Source organism: Thiocapsa sp. UBA6158 (assembly GCF_002423035.1).
Lineage (GTDB): Bacteria > Pseudomonadota > Gammaproteobacteria > Chromatiales > Chromatiaceae > Thiocapsa.
Window position 1 is genome coordinate 1 of sequence record NZ_DIUM01000138.1, and the last position, 15,172, is coordinate 15,172.

Consider the following 15,172-nt stretch of genomic DNA (forward strand, 5'->3'; position numbering starts at 1 on the left):
GAGATGTGTGTAATGGGATGGGTTGAGACCGCGTTCCGACCTGCCTTGAATCCCATTGCTCGGAGACCCCGATGACCCCAGCCGCATTTCGCGCCCTGGCCGACCAGGGCCACAACCGGATTACGATCCTGCGCGAGGTCCTTGCCGACCTCGACACACCGCTCAGCGTCTATCTCAAGCTCGCCGAGGGGCCTTACTCCTATCTGCTCGAATCCGTGCAGGGTGGCGAGAAGTGGGGGCGTTATTCCATCATCGGCCTGCCCTGCCGCACCCTGCTGCGGGTGAGCGGCCACGCGATCCGCGTCGAGCGTGACGGCGCGGTGATCGAGTCCGTCGAAACGGCCGATCCGCTGGCCTGGATCGACGCCTACCAGCAGCGCTTCAAGGTTGCCGATCTCGCCTGTCTGCCGCGCTTTACCGGCGGTCTGGTCGGCTATTTCGGCTACGACACCATCCGCTATATCGAGCCGCGTCTGGCGACCTGCCCCAACCCGGATCAGCTGCAGACGCCGGACATCCTGCTGATGGTCTCCGACGAGGTGGTCGTCTTCGACAATCTCAGCGGACGGATGTACATCATCCTGAACCTCGATCCGAGCGCCGGGGATACCCTGGAGGCCGGCGAGGCGCGCATCGATGCACTGTGCGAGCGGATGCGCTGCGGTGCACCGCGACGCTCGTCCGAGCCGGGGCGCACGGTCAGCGAGACCGACTTCGTCTCCGGCTTCACCGAGGACGGGTTCAAGCAGGCGGTCGAGCGGATCAAGGACTACATCCTGGCCGGCGACTGCATGCAGGTCGTGATCTCGCAGCGTCTCTCCATCCCCTTCCGGGCGCCGCCGCTGGATCTGTATCGTGCGCTGCGCGGGCTCAATCCATCACCCTACATGTATTTTCTCGATCTGGGCGATTTCCACATCGTCGGCTCCTCGCCCGAGATCCTGACCCGTCTCGAGGACGGCGTGGTCACGGTCCGCCCGATCGCCGGCACCCGCCGTCGCGGCGAGACCGAGGCCGAAGACCAGGCGCTCGAAGTCGAGCTGCTGGCCGATCCCAAGGAGCTGGCCGAGCATCTGATGCTGATCGATCTGGGTCGTAACGACGCCGGGCGCGTCGCCGAGATCGGTAGCGTGCAGGTGACCGACAAGATGATCGTCGAGCGCTATTCGCACGTGATGCACATCGTCTCGAACGTGGTCGGCGATCTGCGCGAGGGCATGGACGCGATCGACGTGCTGCGCGCGACCTTCCCGGCCGGGACCGTCTCCGGGGCGCCCAAGATCCGCGCGATGGAGATCATCGACGAGCTGGAACCCGTCAAGCGCGGGATCTACTCGGGCGCGGTCGGCTATCTGTCCTGGAACGGCAACATGGACACGGCCATCGCGATCCGCACCGCCGTCATCAAGGACGGCATGCTCCACATCCAGGCCGGCGCCGGCATCGTGGCCGACTCGGTCCCGGACGCCGAATGGAAGGAGACCATGAGCAAGGGTCGCGCGGTCTTTCGCGCCGTGGCCCTGGCCGAGGCGGGGATCGAGCGCGGTGCCGGGCGGGTCGTTTGAGCCTCGGCTTGCTATGATTGCAGGCACGCTCGTTCGTCGGAGTAAGCTCATCGCCAGTCTCGTCGTCGGAAATCCTGACCAAAGCATCGTCGAAGCGTTGAGGTGTCTGGTCGTCGTCGATGATTGGAGCGTTGAATCCGATCACCGCAGACCATGACCGGCTCGACAATCGCAGCCGCGTCCGGCGACGACGCCCGAACTGCCTGGGCAAACAATGCTCCGCGAGTCGTTGTCGATACCAGCGTGCTTGTCGCAGGACTGCGTAGCCGAAACGGGGCATCGTTCCAGCTCTTGGCGTCAGTGACCGCGCGTTGCTTCGTGCCCTTGCTCTCGGTTCCGCTGTTCCTGGAGTACGAAAGTGTCTTGAAACGTCAGGAACAGCGGGTCGTGCATGGTTTGTCAATCGCCGATATCGACGCGATCCTCAACACTTGGGCAGCGCTGGGTGAACCGATTCGATTGCACTACCTGTGGCGCCCGCAGTTACGCGATAGTGACGATGAAATGGTGTTGGAGACCGCGATCAACGGGCGAGCGAACGCGATCATTACCCACAACACGACGGATTTTCGCCCCGCTGCCGAACGCTTTGCGCTGGACGTGCTGACACCCGCTCAGATCATCGCTCGCTTGAGGAGAGAACCATGACCCAACTTGCCCTCGATCTACCCGATTCTCTGCTGAACGCAGCACGCAAGGCTGCGGCGCGCGATGGCACCTCGCTTGATCATTTTTTGGTGATCGCGCTCGCCGAGAAGCTTTCGGCGCTCCAGACAGAGGACCTGATCGCCAAAAGGGCAAGTCAGGCCGACTTCGCGCAGTATGCGGATGTCCTGAGCCGGGTGCCCGACAGGCCACCGTTGCCGGGCGACGAGCTTCCTGCCGAAACCCCGCCGATGAGCAATTGATGTAGAAGGCTCGGTCGGGCACGCTCACACCGAATTCGGTGACCGATGGAAGCTGGTGATACGCTTGCGACCTAGCGGATTGCTCAACGTCAACCTGTCCTAAAAACGCCATGCTCCTGATGATCGACAACTACGACTCCTTCACCTACAACCTGGTGCAATATCTGGGCGAGCTGGGTGCGGAGGTGTGCGTGGTGCGCAACGACGAGCTGAGTCTCGACGAGGCGATTGCGCTGGCGCCCGAGCGGATCGTGATCTCGCCCGGGCCCTGCACGCCGAACGAGGCCGGGATCTCAGTCCCGCTGATCAAGGCGATGGCCGGGCGTGTGCCCATCCTCGGTGTCTGTCTGGGTCATCAATCGATCGGACAGGCGTTCGGCGGACACATCATCAAGGCGCCGAGCGTGATGCACGGCAAGACCTCGCCAATCCACCACACAAACGTCGGTGTGTTCAGCGGACTGGAAAACCCCTTCGAGGCGACCCGATACCACTCGTTGGTGATCGAGCAGGCGACCCTGCCTGAGTGTCTTGAGGTCACGGCCTGGACCGAGACCGCCGAGGGCGAGCGCGAGGCCATCATGGGCGTGCGCCATCGCGAGCTTGCGGTCGAGGGCGTGCAGTTCCATCCGGAGTCCATCCTGACCCGGCACGGCCATGACCTCCTCAAAAACTTCTTAAACCGCGCCCGGCGCGGTAAGCGATGTTTTTGAATGGGATCGGCGCCGGCAGACCTGACGTCCGCTGGAGCCGGCGCGGTTTAAGATTTTAAGAAATATATCATTCTAAACCGCGTCCCCGCTAAGGGCCGTGGATGCACCAACCGTCGAACTCACTCGAAATTGAGCATGTCGCTCTGGACGCGGTTTAGGAAAGGTTCAAAAATAAGCCAAGCAACTCGACGAGAGAATGCCTTTTCGAGGGTGGTCGTGTTTGTGTTTGTGTTCGTGGGCATCCGGAATCCGATTACGACAACGACAACGAGTCGAGCCTTCGACCACTTTGCCTGGTGCCGGCTCTCTCGGGTCATCTAAACCGCGCCCGGTGCGGTATGCGTCATTTGTTGGAGTGGATCGGCCGCGCCAGCTCCGACGACTGTCGTAGCCGGCGCGGTTTAGAGTATTAAAAAAATATTAAATTTTTAAACCGCGTCTCCAAAAAGGTCGGAAAATCCTTGAGCCCGACACAACATGAATATAACGCACGTCGCGCTGGACGCGGTTTAGATTAAAAATAATCACTTAAAACGCGCAGCTCCGACAGACGAAAGCTGCGATAAGGTGATTTCCACATGACGATTTCTCATCAACCAAAGGGCGCGTTTTAATGGAGCTGAGAGAGGCGATCAACCGCTGCCTGGAGCACCGTGATCTCACCGCCGACGAGATGACGACGGTCATGCGCACCATCATGACCGGCGGTGCGACCCCGGCACAGATCGCCGGCTTCCTGATCGCGCTGCGCATGAAGGGCGAGGCGGTGCCCGAGATCGCGGCGGCGGCAGGCGTGATGCGCGAGCTGGCGACCGGCGTGGATATCGGCGGGCTCGATCATGTGGTCGACATCGTCGGCACGGGCGGGGATTCCTCGGGGACCTTCAACGTCTCGACCACCAGTATGTTTGTCGCAGCGGCGGCCGGCTGTCATGTCGCCAAGCATGGTAATCGCTCGGTCTCCAGCCGCTCCGGTGCGGCCGACGTGCTCGAAGCGGCCGGTGTGCGGCTGGATCTGACCTCCGAGCAGATCGCGCGCTGCGTGCGCGAGGTCGGTGTGGGCTTCATGTTCGCGCCGGGCCATCACAGCGCCATGAAGCACGCGATCGGCCCGCGCAAGGAACTGGGCGTGCGGACCATCTTCAACGTCCTGGGTCCGCTGACCAATCCGGCCGGTGCGCCCAATCAGGTCCTCGGCGTCTTCAGCGAGGATCTACTCGAGCCGCTCGCGCTGGTGCTGCAGCGTCTCGGCAGTCGTCATGTGCTGGTTGTCCATGCCCGCGACGGTCTGGACGAGATCAGCATCGGCGACAGCACCGACGTGGCCGAGCTGAAGGACGGCGTGATCCGCCGCTACGCCATCCAGCCCGAGGACTTCGGTCTGAAGCGCGTGAATCTCGATACAATCCGCGTCGGGAACCCGGCCGAGAGCCTGGTGATGCTGCGCGGAGTGCTCGCCAACCAGGCGGGGCCGGCACGGGATATCGTTCAGCTGAATGCCGGCGCTGCGATCTATGCCGCCGGCCGTGCCGAGAGTCTCGCTGCAGGACTGGCACGAGCCGATGTTGCCATCTCCAGCGGCGAGGCGGAGCGTCGACTCGAGCGTTTGATCGAGCTGACGGCGAGCTTCGATCGCGCGAAGGACGGTCATTGACGATGAGCGACACCCCCGACATCCTCAAAAAGATTATTCACCGGAAGGTCGAAGAGGTCTCGGCCCGGTCGGCGTGCGTGCCGCTCGATCGACTGGCTGCAGGCTTACATGAGGCCGATCCGCCGCGCGGGTTCGCCGACGCGCTCCGGGCTAAAATCGAGGCCGGTGCCCCGGCGGTGATCTCCGAGATCAAGAAGGCCAGTCCGAGCAAGGGTGTGCTGCGCCCGGATTTTCGGCCCGCCGAGATCGCGCAGAGCTATGCCCGCAAGGGCGCGGCCTGTCTTTCGGTGCTGACCGACCGTGATTTCTTTCAGGGGAGCGACGAGGATCTCAAGGCGGCGCGCGCGGCCTGCGCCCTGCCGGTGATCCGCAAGGACTTCATCGTCGACCCCTATCAGGTCTACGAGGCCCGCGCCCTGGGTGCGGACTGCATCCTGCTGATTGCTGCTTGTCTGGACGATGCCCGCCTCGCCGAGCTGAATGCTCTGGCCGGACAGCTCGGGCTCGACGTACTGGTGGAGGTCCACGACGCGGACGAGCTGGAGCGGGCGCTGGCGGTCCCGGGCCGCCTGATCGGGATCAACAACCGTAATCTTCGGACCTTCGAGGTGACCCTGGACACGACGCTCGGGCTTCTGGGGCGGGTCCCGAGCGACCGGCTTCTCGTCACCGAGAGCGGCATCCTGATCCCTGAAGATGTGGCGCGGATGCGCGCGAGCGGTGTGAACGCCTTCCTCGTCGGCGAGGCCTTCATGCGTGCCGATGATCCGGGCGAGGAGCTGGCGCGGCTGTTTCTCGGGGTGTCATGAGTTGGATTCCCCCGGGATCGTCGACTTGCAGTCGACTCTTCGGCTGCCCTGACGGGCTCAGGTTATTTCCGGGAATAAGCACCGGTCTGCGCATGCTTGGAAGGCCTTAGGGGCTCCGCGTGCGAATAAATTCGCACCTATACGCCGGTCGCTCTTTTCCCGGAGATCACCCAAACCCAACGATCTCCCGCGCGGGCGGGATCGCGTTTGATCCGGCAGCATCGTCCGGCTGGCGGCTGAAAGCCCCCTACCGTGTCCCGAACACCACGATCGTCTTGCCCTTTACACTGACCAGTCCCTGCTCCTCCAAGCTCTTGAGCACACGCCCGGCCATCTCGCGCGAGCAGCCGACGATGCTGGAGAGCTCCTGTCGGGTAACGCGGATCTGCATCCCGTCGGGATGGGTCATGGCGTCGGGCTGCTTGCAGAGGTCCAGCAGTGTACCGGCGATGCGGCCGGTCACGTCCAGGAAGGCCAGGTGACCGACCTTGCGGCTGGTCTGGCGCAGGCGCTGCGAGAGTTGCAGTCCGACGCTGTAGAGAAAATCCTTGGCGTATTCTTTGAGCTCGACATCGAGCAGACGATCGAGCCGCTGGTAGCTGATCTCCGCGACCTTGCACTTGGTACGGGTGCGGATGATGACGCTGCGTATCTTCTGCGGGACGAAGAGCCCCATCTCGCCGATGAACTCGCCCTTGTTGATGTAGGCGAGCAGCAGCTCGCGACGCTCCTCGGGATCGTCGATCATCGCCGCGACGGAACCTTCGATGAGATAATAGAGCGTGTCGGCCGCCTCGCCCTGACGGATGAATTCCACGTTCTTGTCGTAGCTCTTGGTGTGACAGTAACGCAGCAAGGGCTCCAGCCAACGGGGATCTTGTTTGGGCGGCGTCAGAATGGTCATGGATCGCTCTGCCTGATCTGTCCCGGACTCTGGTCTGGATTCTAGGCGCGCCCGTGTCCCTTGTCGAACACCGACAAACGCGAGGCGCGCCGCGGCTGCATGTCCCCGAGCGCGAGCGGGTTGCGCATCGGGTCTTCTTTATTTTGCGGGATGAACGACGGCGGAGAGTTCGGATGAAAGCGCGTGTGAAATGGATCGAAGGTGCAGCGATGCTGGGCGAGGCCGGCTCGGGTCATGCCATTGTGATGGACGGGCCGCCCGATCTGGGGGGGCGCAACATCGGGGTGCGCCCGATGGAGATGCTGCTCATCGGCTTGGGCGGCTGCACCCAGTTCGACGTTTTGCTCATCCTGCGCAAGGCGCGCCAGGCGGTGACGGACTGCGTCGTCGAGTTGACGGCCGAGCGCGCGGAGACGGATCCCAAGGTCTTCACCGCGATCCATGTCCATTTCATCCTGACCGGACGCGGCCTGGATCCGCAACGCGTGGAGCGGGCCATCAAGCTGAGCGCCGAGAAATACTGCTCGGCATCCATCATGCTGGGCGCGACCGCGACCGTCACGCACGATTTCGAGATCCGCGATCTCGATACTGCTCTTGCATCCGTCGAACCGGAACGGTAGCGTGCGCGCTCCTGTTGTTCTGGAGGTCTTACGCCGATGCCCACGACTCTGAAAAAGCTGCGCCTGGAGGGGTTCAACAACCTCACCAAGACACTCAGCTTCAACATCTACGATGTCTGTTACGCGGACTCGGACGAGCAGCGCGAGGCCTACATCCAGTATATCGACGAGGCCTACAATGCCGAGCGTCTGACCGCGATCCTGACGGATGTCGCGGAGATCATCGGTGCAACCATCCTGAATGTCGCGCACCAGGACTACGACCCGCAGGGTGCCTCGGTCACCATGCTGATCTCAGAGGAGCCGATCGCGGCGGGGCAGATCTCCAACACCACCTCGCCGGGCCCCTTGCCCGAGGCCGTGGTCGCCCATCTGGACAAGAGCCACATCACGGTCCACACCTATCCGGAGAGCAATCCGCAGACCGGGATCAGTACCTTTCGCGCGGATATCGATGTCTCCACCTGCGGGCGGATCTCGCCGCTGCGGGCCTTGAACTATCTGATCCACGCGTTGGAGTCCGACGTGGTCATCATGGACTACCGGGTGCGCGGCTTCACGCGCGATGTCGGCGGGCGCAAGCACTTCATCGACCACAACATCAGCTCGATCCAGAACTATCTGTCGCGCGACACCAAGAACCGCTATCAGATGGTCGATGTGAACGTCTACCAAGAGAACCTCTTCCACACCAAGATGGTCATCAAGCACTTTCGGCTCGACGACTATCTCTTCTGCATCGAGGCCAAGGATCTCTCCGAGCGCGAGCACCAGCGGATCCAGAAGCTGTTGCGCCGCGAGCTGAGCGAGATCTTTTACGGGCGCAATCTCGGGCGCAACCTGGAATATCTCGGGGGCTGAATCCCGCTATCGCGGGATTCAGCGCGGTTTAGACCCAGTAGACCGTGCCTGTCATCACCTTCGAGGTCAGGCGCATTGCCGAACGAATCGGCGCCGGCAGCTCGGCCCCGCCGGCGGCGTGGGCAATCTGCGCGTGGTGGACCTCGTCGGCCTTCATCTGCTCGAGGACGGTGCGCGTCTTCTCGTCGTCGCTCGGGATCTGGGCGAGGTGCTCGTCGAGATGGTCCTCCACCTGACGCTCGGTCTCCACGACGAAGCCGAGGCTCCATTTGTCGCCGGCCAGCCCGGCCGCCGCGCCCATCGCGAAGGAGCCCGCATACCACAGCGGGTTCAAGAGACTCTTGCGGTCCCCCAGGTCTTCCAGGCGCGCGGCACACCAGGCGAGGTGATCGTTTTCTTCCTTGGCGGAGCGCTCCAGGCGCTTGCGCGTGTCCGGCAGCTTGGCGGTCAGCGCCTGACCCTGATAGAGGGCCTGGGCGCAAACCTCGCCGGTGTGGTTGATCCGCATCAGGCGTGCGACGTGCCGCCGCTGCTCGTCGGTAAGGTCCGCCTCCGGGATGTCCTCGGCCGGGTTGGGGCGTTCGGTGGTTTGCGGGCGCCCGAACAGGGTCCTCAGTGCGTGATCGGCGTTGATCAGGATCTGGTCGATAGGCGTCAGACGGCGTGTCGTCATGGATTCCTCCGGTCGAAGAGTGATGAGTTGTGGTCAGTATCTCGGATTCCGAACAACAACGACAACGAGCAGCGCCTTCGAGCGCTTTTCTTGGTTCGGCTTTGCCGGTAGATCCTGATCCCGGAAATCACCTTAAACCGCGCCAGCTCCGGTCGTCGCAGGAGTTCGCGCGGCCGAGACAATCCAAAAACAACGCATACAGCATCGGGCGCGGTTTAAGGCTCGGGGCCGAGTGCCGCGGCGATCAGCTCGACGGGATGCAGGACCGCGATATCCAGCCCGGCCTCGCGAACGCCTGCGGACAGGTGCAGGGCGCACCCCGGATTGGTGGTGACGATCACGTCCGGGGTGTCCAGACGCACCGGGGCCAGCAGCTCGGCGAGCAGGGCCTCGGCCATGGCCGGGTGCTGGAGCAGGTAGGTTCCGGCGGCACCGCAGCAGCCTTGGCCGGGTGGCATCGGCGTTATCTCCAGACCGTGGATGCGCCCGAGCAGTCGATGGACCGCGGCATTCCCGCCGAGCCGGTTGCGATGCGAGCAGGGCTCATGGACCAAGACGCGACGCCGATCGGGTCGGATCCGCAGCGATTTCGGCCACTCGACCCCGTCCAGGAAGGCGCACAGCTCCAGGGTGTCGCGCAGCGCCGGATCCCCCCGAAGCTCGGCCACACAGGCGCTCGCCAGACCCACGAGCGTGCGCTCGCCATGCGTCCGAACGCAGGCATCGCGCTGCGCGTCGGCCTGTGCGGGCAATCCGTTGTGTCTGAGCATCGCGCCGCAGCAGGTGTCGGGCGAAACAATGCGAGGGCGCAGATTCAGTCGAGCCGCGACCTTCAAGGTCGCCTCGACGGCACGCCCTTCAGCCGCGGAGCCCATGCAGCCGAGGAACAGATCGATGTCCGCCCCTTCCGGGTTGCGTGGGGCGATCGGCCGCGCAACGGCCCCCATCGCTGTCGCCATTCGATGGTAGGGGCGCAGTGCGGTGATTCGGTCGAGCCTGAGTCGCTCCACCAGTCGGGCCAGACCAAGACGGCGGTACAGGCGCGTGATCCGGGCGAATCGGCTCATCAGCTGCGCGCTCGACAAGGCGCGAAGCACGAGCCGCTTGAGGGTCCGCGCGGGTGCGGGCGACGCGGCCGTGCGCAGCGCCTTCGCCTGATCGGCGATGCGCCCGTAGGCGACCTCCGAGGGGCAGACGCGCTCGCAATTCAGGCAGCCGAGACAGGTGTCGAGATGCCCGGCGAGGGTCGACGTCATCGCCAAGTGGCCGCCCGCCCACCCTTGGATCAGGGCGATCCGCCCGCGCGGCGAGTCCGCCTCTTGGCGTGCCTGTTGGAACGTCGGGCAGTGCGGCAGGCACAGCCCGCATTTGACGCATTGATCGGCAAGCTGCAACAGCTCGCGGTTTGCGCCGGTCTGCAAGAGGCTGTGCGGGTCTTCGGTCGAGTTCTTCAATCGCGCGGGTCGTCCAGTGGCTCGGTCGGTTCGTTCGGAGTGCGTCCATGCCGGCGGACCTGTTGCCTCGGACGTGGGTGGCGCTCGGTCGCTGCGGAGCTTGATTATGTTACCCTTCCGCGGCCGCTTTGCGTTCAATCCAGGTCATTTAAGATGTCGTACTACCGTTACCATGTCTTCTTCTGCACCAACCAGCGCGAGGACGGCAGCCAATGCTGCAACCAGTGCGGGGCCACGGCGATGCGCGATTTCCTCAAGCGTCGCACCAAGGAGCTGGGTCTGACGGGGCGTGGCGGGGTGCGCATCAACACCGCCGGTTGTCTCGATCGTTGTGCTGAAGGACCCGTGATCGTGGTCTATCCGGAGGACACCTGGTATACCTACGTCGACAGCGAGGACCTGGAGGAGATCCTGCAGGAGCATCTGATCGGCGGGCGGGTGGTGGATCGGCTGCGGCTACCCTAAACCGCGTCCATCGCGAGATGCTGAATTTTCCAGTGAACTCGACGTTTGGTGCATCCACGGCCTCCGGCCGGGACGTAGTTTTAAATCATTTGTTTTTGAATGCCTTAAACCGCGCTGGTTCCAACGCTCGTCAAATCTGCCGGGGCCGATCCCATCCGGAAACATCGCATACCGCGCCGGGCGCGGTTTAAGGTTACCGGCCTGAATCGCGGCTTAAATTTCGGGTTGCGTGCGACGATGTCGTCACGTAGACTTCGCGGTCTTTCTCGACACAGAAAACGAAATCGACGGCCCGCGCGCGACTCGCCACTCGAACCGTACCGGCTCAATGCCGTCACGACGGGTTCGATGTCGAGACAACGCGAGCACGGCATCCCGGAGCGAAGGACATGACGACGACAGTGAGTGCAAAACCGGCGGAAGTCCGCCGTGCCTGGTATCTGGTCGATGCCGACGGCAAGACCCTCGGGCGGCTCGCGAGCGAGTTGGCCCTTCGCCTGCGCGGTAAGCACAAGCCGCAGTACACCCCCCACGTCGACACCGGCGACTATATGGTCGTCATCAATGCCGAGAAGGTGCGGGTGACCGGGAACAAGCGCGAAGACAAGATGTATTACCACCACACCGGTTACGTCGGCAATCTCAAGTCGACGAGTCTCGCCAAGCTGCTCGATTCCAAACCCGAGCGCGCCATCGAGATCGCCGTGAAGGGGATGCTGCCGCGTGGACCGCTCGGGCGGGCCATGTTCAAGAAGCTGCGTGTCTATGCCGGGCCGGAGCACGGTCACCAGGCGCAACAGCCGCAAGTCCTTGAGCTCAACGTTTAGGAATCAGACGCATGTCCGAGAGACAACACGCCATCGGTCGACGCAAGACGTCCGCTGCCCGGATCTTCCTGACCCTCGGGTCCGGCAACATCACGGTCAACAATCGCCCGCTTGATCAGTTCTTCGGCCGCGAGACGGCGCGTATGGTCGTACGTCAGCCGCTCGAAACCGCCGGGTTGCTCGACCGCGTCGACATCAAGGCGACCGTCGTCGGTGGCGGCAACACGGGTCAGGCCGGCGCAATCCGCCACGGCATCGCCCGGGCGCTGGTACTGTTCGACGAGAATCTCCGTTCGCCGATGCGCCGCGCCGGGTTCCTGACCCGCGATGCCCGCGAGGTCGAGCGTAAGAAGGTCGGCCTCCACAAGGCCCGTAAGCGTCCTCAGTTCTCGAAGCGTTAACGGCTCGACCGCGACACCTCGACTGCGGAGCAAACACCCCCGATTGCAGGCTCGGCGCGCCCGAGTCCTCTCCAGCGGGTACCGCAATCGGGGCGCGCGCTCATCGCGGCCTGGTCGACCGGCATCATCACTCCTCGATGCCGGCGGCACGATCCAAATTTGGGGGATCGTCTAGTGGTAGGACAGCGGACTCTGACTCCGTCAACCTAGGTTCGAATCCTAGTCCCCCAGCCACATCCCGAGCGAACTCGTCGTTCAACCGGCATCCGTCTCCTGCGTTGCCGATCCGTTCCTGTCTAAGCGAGCGCTGTACACTCTGCGCGACACCCTATCGATGTGGCATCGACGTCAACCCTGGCTTTTCGGCGAGGCGTCCCCCGGCGGTCTCGGCGAGAATCGGATGTGGTGCTTTTTTGCTTCGTTTTCGGTCGCCTGATACATCGGTTTATCTCGCTGCGCTCGAAGTCGGCGCTCGAGCGGAATCGCTTGTTCAGGCGGCTGTCTTCGTCCGTAAAGCGACACCTTCGCTGGCCTGTCCAGCCTTCGGGCCTCAAGTGGCGGGCGCCTGCTTCGGTGTGCTCCGATGCTAAAAAGCAACATGTCCCGGGTGTGTGTCTTTTTTTGTCCCACTCTGTTGCAAAACACTCCGCCTTCCACTATAGTTCGGTACGCAAAGCATGATTGCGTTGGTTTCTGCAGTCTACCTGACAAATTCACAACAGCGGAGAAGAGTATGAACAAGAAGATCCTGAGCCTCGCGGTCGCTGCCGCGATGGTCGTCCCGGGCGCCGCGATGGCCGAAGCGATCCTGTACGGCAAGCTGAACGTTTCTCTTGACTATGCAAATGTCAAGAACGTTGTCCTTCCTGAATACGACTTCGCGAGGGATGGCAACGGCAACGTAATTCTTAACAACGGGAACCCGACCCTGGTGCGGGTTGCACCCGGCCAGGACTTCGACGGTTGGGGCATGTCCAGCAACGGATACATCCCCGGTGAGGGTCGCGCCAACCGAATCGGCGTCAAGGGTTCCGAGGATCTGGGCAACGGACTCAAGGCCATCTACCAGGTCGAGTTCGGCATCAATCTGAACGACGCCAAAGGCAACGTCCTGAACAACGACGACAGTGTCACCTATCGAAACACATTCGTCGGTCTCGCCGGGGACAGCTGGGGTACCTTCCTGATCGGGCGTCACGACACCCCGATGAAGATCTCGACCGGCAAGCTGGACCTCTTCTCCGACACCATGGCGGACTACAACGGCACGGTCGGCTTCCGCGATTACCGTGCGGACAATGTCGTCGCCTACATCAGCCCGAGCCTGGCTGGTTTCCAGTTGATGGGTGCCATCATTCCTGCCGGCGGCGCAACGGGCGGCAATCAGGGCCTCAACCTCAACGAAGACAGCATTGCAGGGGCCTATTCGGTTGCCGGTATCTACAGCAACGGGCCTTTCTACGCGTCGCTGGCCTACGAGTCGCTGGGCAACGAGCATTTCAATGACCGGAACACCAGCCTGTACTTCAATGATTGCCCGTACACGGCAACGGCAACTGACCCGGCCGGAACGCTTTCCACATGTCCGTACACGGACAATGACGCAACGGCCTTCCGCGTCGGTCTTGGCTTGCTTGACTGGAACGGCTTTACGCTGACGGGCATCTACGAGAAGCGCGAGCACGAGCCGGGCAGCGATCCGTTCATTGCGGGTACCTTCAATCCGCCGAATCAGAACTCCAACTTCTTCATCCCCGGCGCCTCGAAGGATGTTGACCTGTGGCAGATCCAGGCCGGCTATGCCTTCGGCAACAGCATGGTCAAGGCCATGTACGGTCAGGCCGACTACGAGAGCGATCTTTCGCTCGGCAGCGACTTCGTTGCCGCTGCGGGCGGTCAGCTCTTCTCTGATTTAGTCGATGCCGAGTACAACAACAAGATCGAAACCTGGGCCATCGGGTTCGATCACAACCTCAGCAAGCGTACCAAGGCTTACGCGCTCTACACTGCGGTTGACAGCGATGCCAAGGAAGTCCTCCCAGGTTCGCAATGGGACGGCTTCTCGGTGGGCATGATGCACAGCTTCTAAGCCAAGCTAGCTTAGGTCTGGCATGGAACGCGAAACGGGGCCTTCGGGCCCCGTTTTTTGTTGCTTAAACCGCGTCCGGAGCGGCATGCGTCGTTTTCATCGTGCGTCTGGCTTCGGAGATATCCTCGATCTCAGTGACACGCGGTTTAGAATTTAATATTTTTTAGGCCGACTTCAGATTTCGTTGGCGCGCCATCGCGGTCGCCTCTCCTCTTGTTGACTCCGAGATACGCCCCCCGGCGTGATGCCTCGATAAAATCGCGTTCAGAGCAAGATCCTGAGCTCCGGGCGGGTTCGGCGTTGAATGCACCGCCGAAACTCGTCACAAGCGCGATTTAAAGTTCCGATTTCTCAACATCCTAAACCGCGTCAGCTCAGACGCTCAAGGATCCGACCGAGGCAGGCCCAATCCAAAAACTCTTCATGCCGCTCCGGGCGCGGTTTAGGCCCGCAGCGTCTTGGGTCCATCCGGTGTTCCGAGGATCAAGACATCGGCCGGGCGCAAGGCAAAGATGCCGACGGTGACCACGCCGGCGATATTATTGATTTGCTGTTCCAGCTTGGCGGGCTCCATGATCTCCAGATGCTGTACATCCAGGATCAGATTGCCGTTGTCGGTGACGAAACCGTCACGCCAGACCGGGGTGCCGCCTAATTGGACCAGCTCGCGTGCCACATAGCTGCGTGCCATCGGAATCACCTCCACCGGCAGCGGGAAGGCACCCAAGACCTTGACCAGTTTGCTTTCGTCGGCAATGCAGACGAACTGCCGACTCGCCGCCGCGACGATCTTCTCCCGAGTGAGCGCACCGCCGCCGCCCTTGATCAACTGAAGCTGCGCGTTGGATTCGTCCGCCCCGTCCACGTAGAGCGAGAGCTCGCCGACGGCGTTGAGGTCGTAAACCGGGATCCCATGCGCCTTGAGTCGCTCGGTGGAGGCGACCGAGCTCGACACGGCGCCCTCGATCCGTCCCTTGATGCCGGCCAGTGCATCGATGAAATGATTCACGGTCGAGCCTGTGCCGACCCCGATGATGCCCTCCTCGACATAGGCAAGCGCCGCCTCGGCGGCCTGTTTCTTCATGGCGTCTTGTGTGTTCATATGTCCTCCGGTGTGTTGGTCGAGTGTGAGGCGTTAAACCGCGCTCGGAGCTGTATGCAGTGGGTTTGGATGGGATCGGCCCCGGCAGACTTGACGACCGCCGGAGCCGGCGCGGTTTAAGAGA

The 15,172-nt window shown here is 62.5% G+C and carries 16 protein-coding genes and 1 tRNA gene; 13 read left to right on the forward strand and 4 right to left on the reverse strand.

Features of this window, described 5'->3' with window-relative positions; all coding sequences use genetic code 11:
- Nucleotides 1-71: 71 nt before the first annotated feature.
- The 6 genes from trpE to trpC all read left to right on the forward strand — a co-directional run bounded on the left by trpE (nucleotide 72) and on the right by trpC (nucleotide 5,649).
- On the forward strand, nucleotides 72-1,565 hold the full coding sequence (trpE, locus tag B4N44_RS19285) for an anthranilate synthase component I (protein WP_296704558.1): 1,494 nt from the start codon (nucleotides 72-74) through the stop codon (nucleotides 1,563-1,565).
- A 153-nt stretch (nucleotides 1,566-1,718) separates the two neighbouring features.
- Nucleotides 1,719-2,213: a putative toxin-antitoxin system toxin component, PIN family gene (locus B4N44_RS19290; RefSeq protein ID WP_296704561.1), complete on the forward strand. Its 495-nt coding sequence runs from the start codon at nucleotides 1,719-1,721 to the stop codon at nucleotides 2,211-2,213.
- On the forward strand, nucleotides 2,210-2,473 hold the full coding sequence (locus tag B4N44_RS19295; RefSeq protein ID WP_296704564.1) for a hypothetical protein: 264 nt from the start codon (nucleotides 2,210-2,212) through the stop codon (nucleotides 2,471-2,473). Before B4N44_RS19290 ends, B4N44_RS19295 begins: the two co-directional genes overlap by 4 nt.
- A gap of 110 nt (nucleotides 2,474-2,583) precedes the next feature.
- On the forward strand, nucleotides 2,584-3,186 hold the full coding sequence (locus B4N44_RS19300) for an aminodeoxychorismate/anthranilate synthase component II (RefSeq protein WP_296704566.1): 603 nt from the start codon (nucleotides 2,584-2,586) through the stop codon (nucleotides 3,184-3,186).
- 613 nt (nucleotides 3,187-3,799) lie between these two features.
- Complete coding sequence (gene trpD / locus B4N44_RS19305) at nucleotides 3,800-4,840, forward strand: anthranilate phosphoribosyltransferase (RefSeq protein WP_296704569.1); 1,041 nt, start codon at nucleotides 3,800-3,802, stop codon at nucleotides 4,838-4,840.
- A 2-nt stretch (nucleotides 4,841-4,842) separates the two neighbouring features.
- The gene (trpC, locus tag B4N44_RS19310) at nucleotides 4,843-5,649 is read left to right on the forward strand and encodes an indole-3-glycerol phosphate synthase TrpC (protein WP_296704573.1); all 807 of its coding nucleotides are present in this window, start codon (nucleotides 4,843-4,845) and stop codon (nucleotides 5,647-5,649) included.
- 247 nt (nucleotides 5,650-5,896) lie between these two features.
- On the opposite strand, the gene crp is transcribed toward trpC, so the two are convergent.
- Nucleotides 5,897-6,553, reverse strand: a complete 657-nt coding sequence (gene crp / locus B4N44_RS19315) for a cAMP-activated global transcriptional regulator CRP (RefSeq protein WP_296704575.1) — start codon at nucleotides 6,551-6,553, stop codon at nucleotides 5,897-5,899.
- 173 nt (nucleotides 6,554-6,726) lie between these two features.
- Between crp and B4N44_RS19320 the strand changes: the two genes are divergently transcribed.
- Both B4N44_RS19320 and speD read left to right on the forward strand, forming a co-directional pair.
- On the forward strand, nucleotides 6,727-7,176 hold the full coding sequence (locus B4N44_RS19320; RefSeq protein WP_296704576.1) for an OsmC family protein: 450 nt from the start codon (nucleotides 6,727-6,729) through the stop codon (nucleotides 7,174-7,176).
- A gap of 36 nt (nucleotides 7,177-7,212) precedes the next feature.
- The gene (speD, locus tag B4N44_RS19325) at nucleotides 7,213-8,037 is read left to right on the forward strand and encodes an adenosylmethionine decarboxylase (RefSeq protein WP_296704579.1); all 825 of its coding nucleotides are present in this window, start codon (nucleotides 7,213-7,215) and stop codon (nucleotides 8,035-8,037) included.
- Between the two features lie 28 nt (nucleotides 8,038-8,065).
- On the opposite strand, the gene coq7 is transcribed toward speD, so the two are convergent.
- Entirely contained in the window at nucleotides 8,066-8,710 is a 645-nt protein-coding gene (gene coq7 / locus B4N44_RS19330; RefSeq protein ID WP_296704582.1) for a 2-polyprenyl-3-methyl-6-methoxy-1,4-benzoquinone monooxygenase, read from the reverse strand.
- Between the two features lie 215 nt (nucleotides 8,711-8,925).
- Nucleotides 8,926-10,164, reverse strand: a complete 1,239-nt coding sequence (locus B4N44_RS19335; RefSeq protein WP_296704585.1) for a (Fe-S)-binding protein — start codon at nucleotides 10,162-10,164, stop codon at nucleotides 8,926-8,928.
- Between the two features lie 153 nt (nucleotides 10,165-10,317).
- Here B4N44_RS19335 and B4N44_RS19340 point away from each other — a divergent pair, with 153 nt between their 5' ends.
- The 5 genes from B4N44_RS19340 (at nucleotide 10,318) to B4N44_RS19360 (ending at nucleotide 13,946) form a co-directional block, all read left to right on the forward strand.
- On the forward strand, nucleotides 10,318-10,629 hold the full coding sequence (locus tag B4N44_RS19340; protein ID WP_296704588.1) for a (2Fe-2S) ferredoxin domain-containing protein: 312 nt from the start codon (nucleotides 10,318-10,320) through the stop codon (nucleotides 10,627-10,629).
- Nucleotides 10,630-11,018: 389 nt separating this feature from the next.
- Nucleotides 11,019-11,456, forward strand: a complete 438-nt coding sequence (gene rplM / locus B4N44_RS19345; RefSeq protein WP_296704591.1) for a 50S ribosomal protein L13 — start codon at nucleotides 11,019-11,021, stop codon at nucleotides 11,454-11,456.
- An 11-nt stretch (nucleotides 11,457-11,467) separates the two neighbouring features.
- Nucleotides 11,468-11,857, forward strand: a complete 390-nt coding sequence (gene rpsI / locus B4N44_RS19350) for a 30S ribosomal protein S9 (protein ID WP_296704593.1) — start codon at nucleotides 11,468-11,470, stop codon at nucleotides 11,855-11,857.
- A gap of 160 nt (nucleotides 11,858-12,017) precedes the next feature.
- A tRNA-Gln gene (locus B4N44_RS19355) sits at nucleotides 12,018-12,091 on the forward strand.
- 499 nt (nucleotides 12,092-12,590) lie between these two features.
- Nucleotides 12,591-13,946 carry a porin gene (locus B4N44_RS19360; RefSeq protein ID WP_296704596.1) on the forward strand — a complete coding sequence of 452 codons (1,356 nt, stop codon included), beginning with the start codon at nucleotides 12,591-12,593 and terminating at the stop codon, nucleotides 13,944-13,946.
- Between the two features lie 442 nt (nucleotides 13,947-14,388).
- Here the strand turns inward: B4N44_RS19360 and rpiA are convergent, their stop codons facing one another.
- Nucleotides 14,389-15,048 (reverse strand): ribose-5-phosphate isomerase RpiA, encoded by a 660-nt coding sequence (gene rpiA / locus B4N44_RS19365; protein WP_296704600.1) that lies wholly within the window; start codon nucleotides 15,046-15,048, stop codon nucleotides 14,389-14,391.
- Nucleotides 15,049-15,172: the final 124 nt, after the last annotated feature.

Excerpts from the sequence above, each read along its gene's own strand:
- trpE (WP_296704558.1), top strand. The coding sequence starts at position 72 with ATGACCCCAGCCGCATTTCGCGCCCTGGCCGACCAGGGCCACAACCGG.
- B4N44_RS19290 (WP_296704561.1), top strand. The coding sequence starts at position 1,719 with ATGACCGGCTCGACAATCGCAGCCGCGTCCGGCGACGACGCCCGAACT.
- B4N44_RS19295 (WP_296704564.1), top strand. The coding sequence starts at position 2,210 with ATGACCCAACTTGCCCTCGATCTACCCGATTCTCTGCTGAACGCAGCA.
- B4N44_RS19300 (WP_296704566.1), top strand. The coding sequence starts at position 2,584 with ATGCTCCTGATGATCGACAACTACGACTCCTTCACCTACAACCTGGTG.
- trpD (WP_296704569.1), top strand. The coding sequence starts at position 3,800 with ATGGAGCTGAGAGAGGCGATCAACCGCTGCCTGGAGCACCGTGATCTC.
- trpC (WP_296704573.1), top strand. The coding sequence starts at position 4,843 with ATGAGCGACACCCCCGACATCCTCAAAAAGATTATTCACCGGAAGGTC.
- crp (WP_296704575.1), bottom strand. The coding sequence starts at position 6,553 with ATGACCATTCTGACGCCGCCCAAACAAGATCCCCGTTGGCTGGAGCCC.
- B4N44_RS19320 (WP_296704576.1), top strand. The coding sequence starts at position 6,727 with ATGAAAGCGCGTGTGAAATGGATCGAAGGTGCAGCGATGCTGGGCGAG.
- speD (WP_296704579.1), top strand. The coding sequence starts at position 7,213 with ATGCCCACGACTCTGAAAAAGCTGCGCCTGGAGGGGTTCAACAACCTC.
- coq7 (WP_296704582.1), bottom strand. The coding sequence starts at position 8,710 with ATGACGACACGCCGTCTGACGCCTATCGACCAGATCCTGATCAACGCC.
- B4N44_RS19340 (WP_296704588.1), top strand. The coding sequence starts at position 10,318 with ATGTCGTACTACCGTTACCATGTCTTCTTCTGCACCAACCAGCGCGAG.
- rplM (WP_296704591.1), top strand. The coding sequence starts at position 11,019 with ATGACGACGACAGTGAGTGCAAAACCGGCGGAAGTCCGCCGTGCCTGG.
- rpsI (WP_296704593.1), top strand. The coding sequence starts at position 11,468 with ATGTCCGAGAGACAACACGCCATCGGTCGACGCAAGACGTCCGCTGCC.
- B4N44_RS19360 (WP_296704596.1), top strand. The coding sequence starts at position 12,591 with ATGAACAAGAAGATCCTGAGCCTCGCGGTCGCTGCCGCGATGGTCGTC.
- rpiA (WP_296704600.1), bottom strand. The coding sequence starts at position 15,048 with ATGAACACACAAGACGCCATGAAGAAACAGGCCGCCGAGGCGGCGCTT.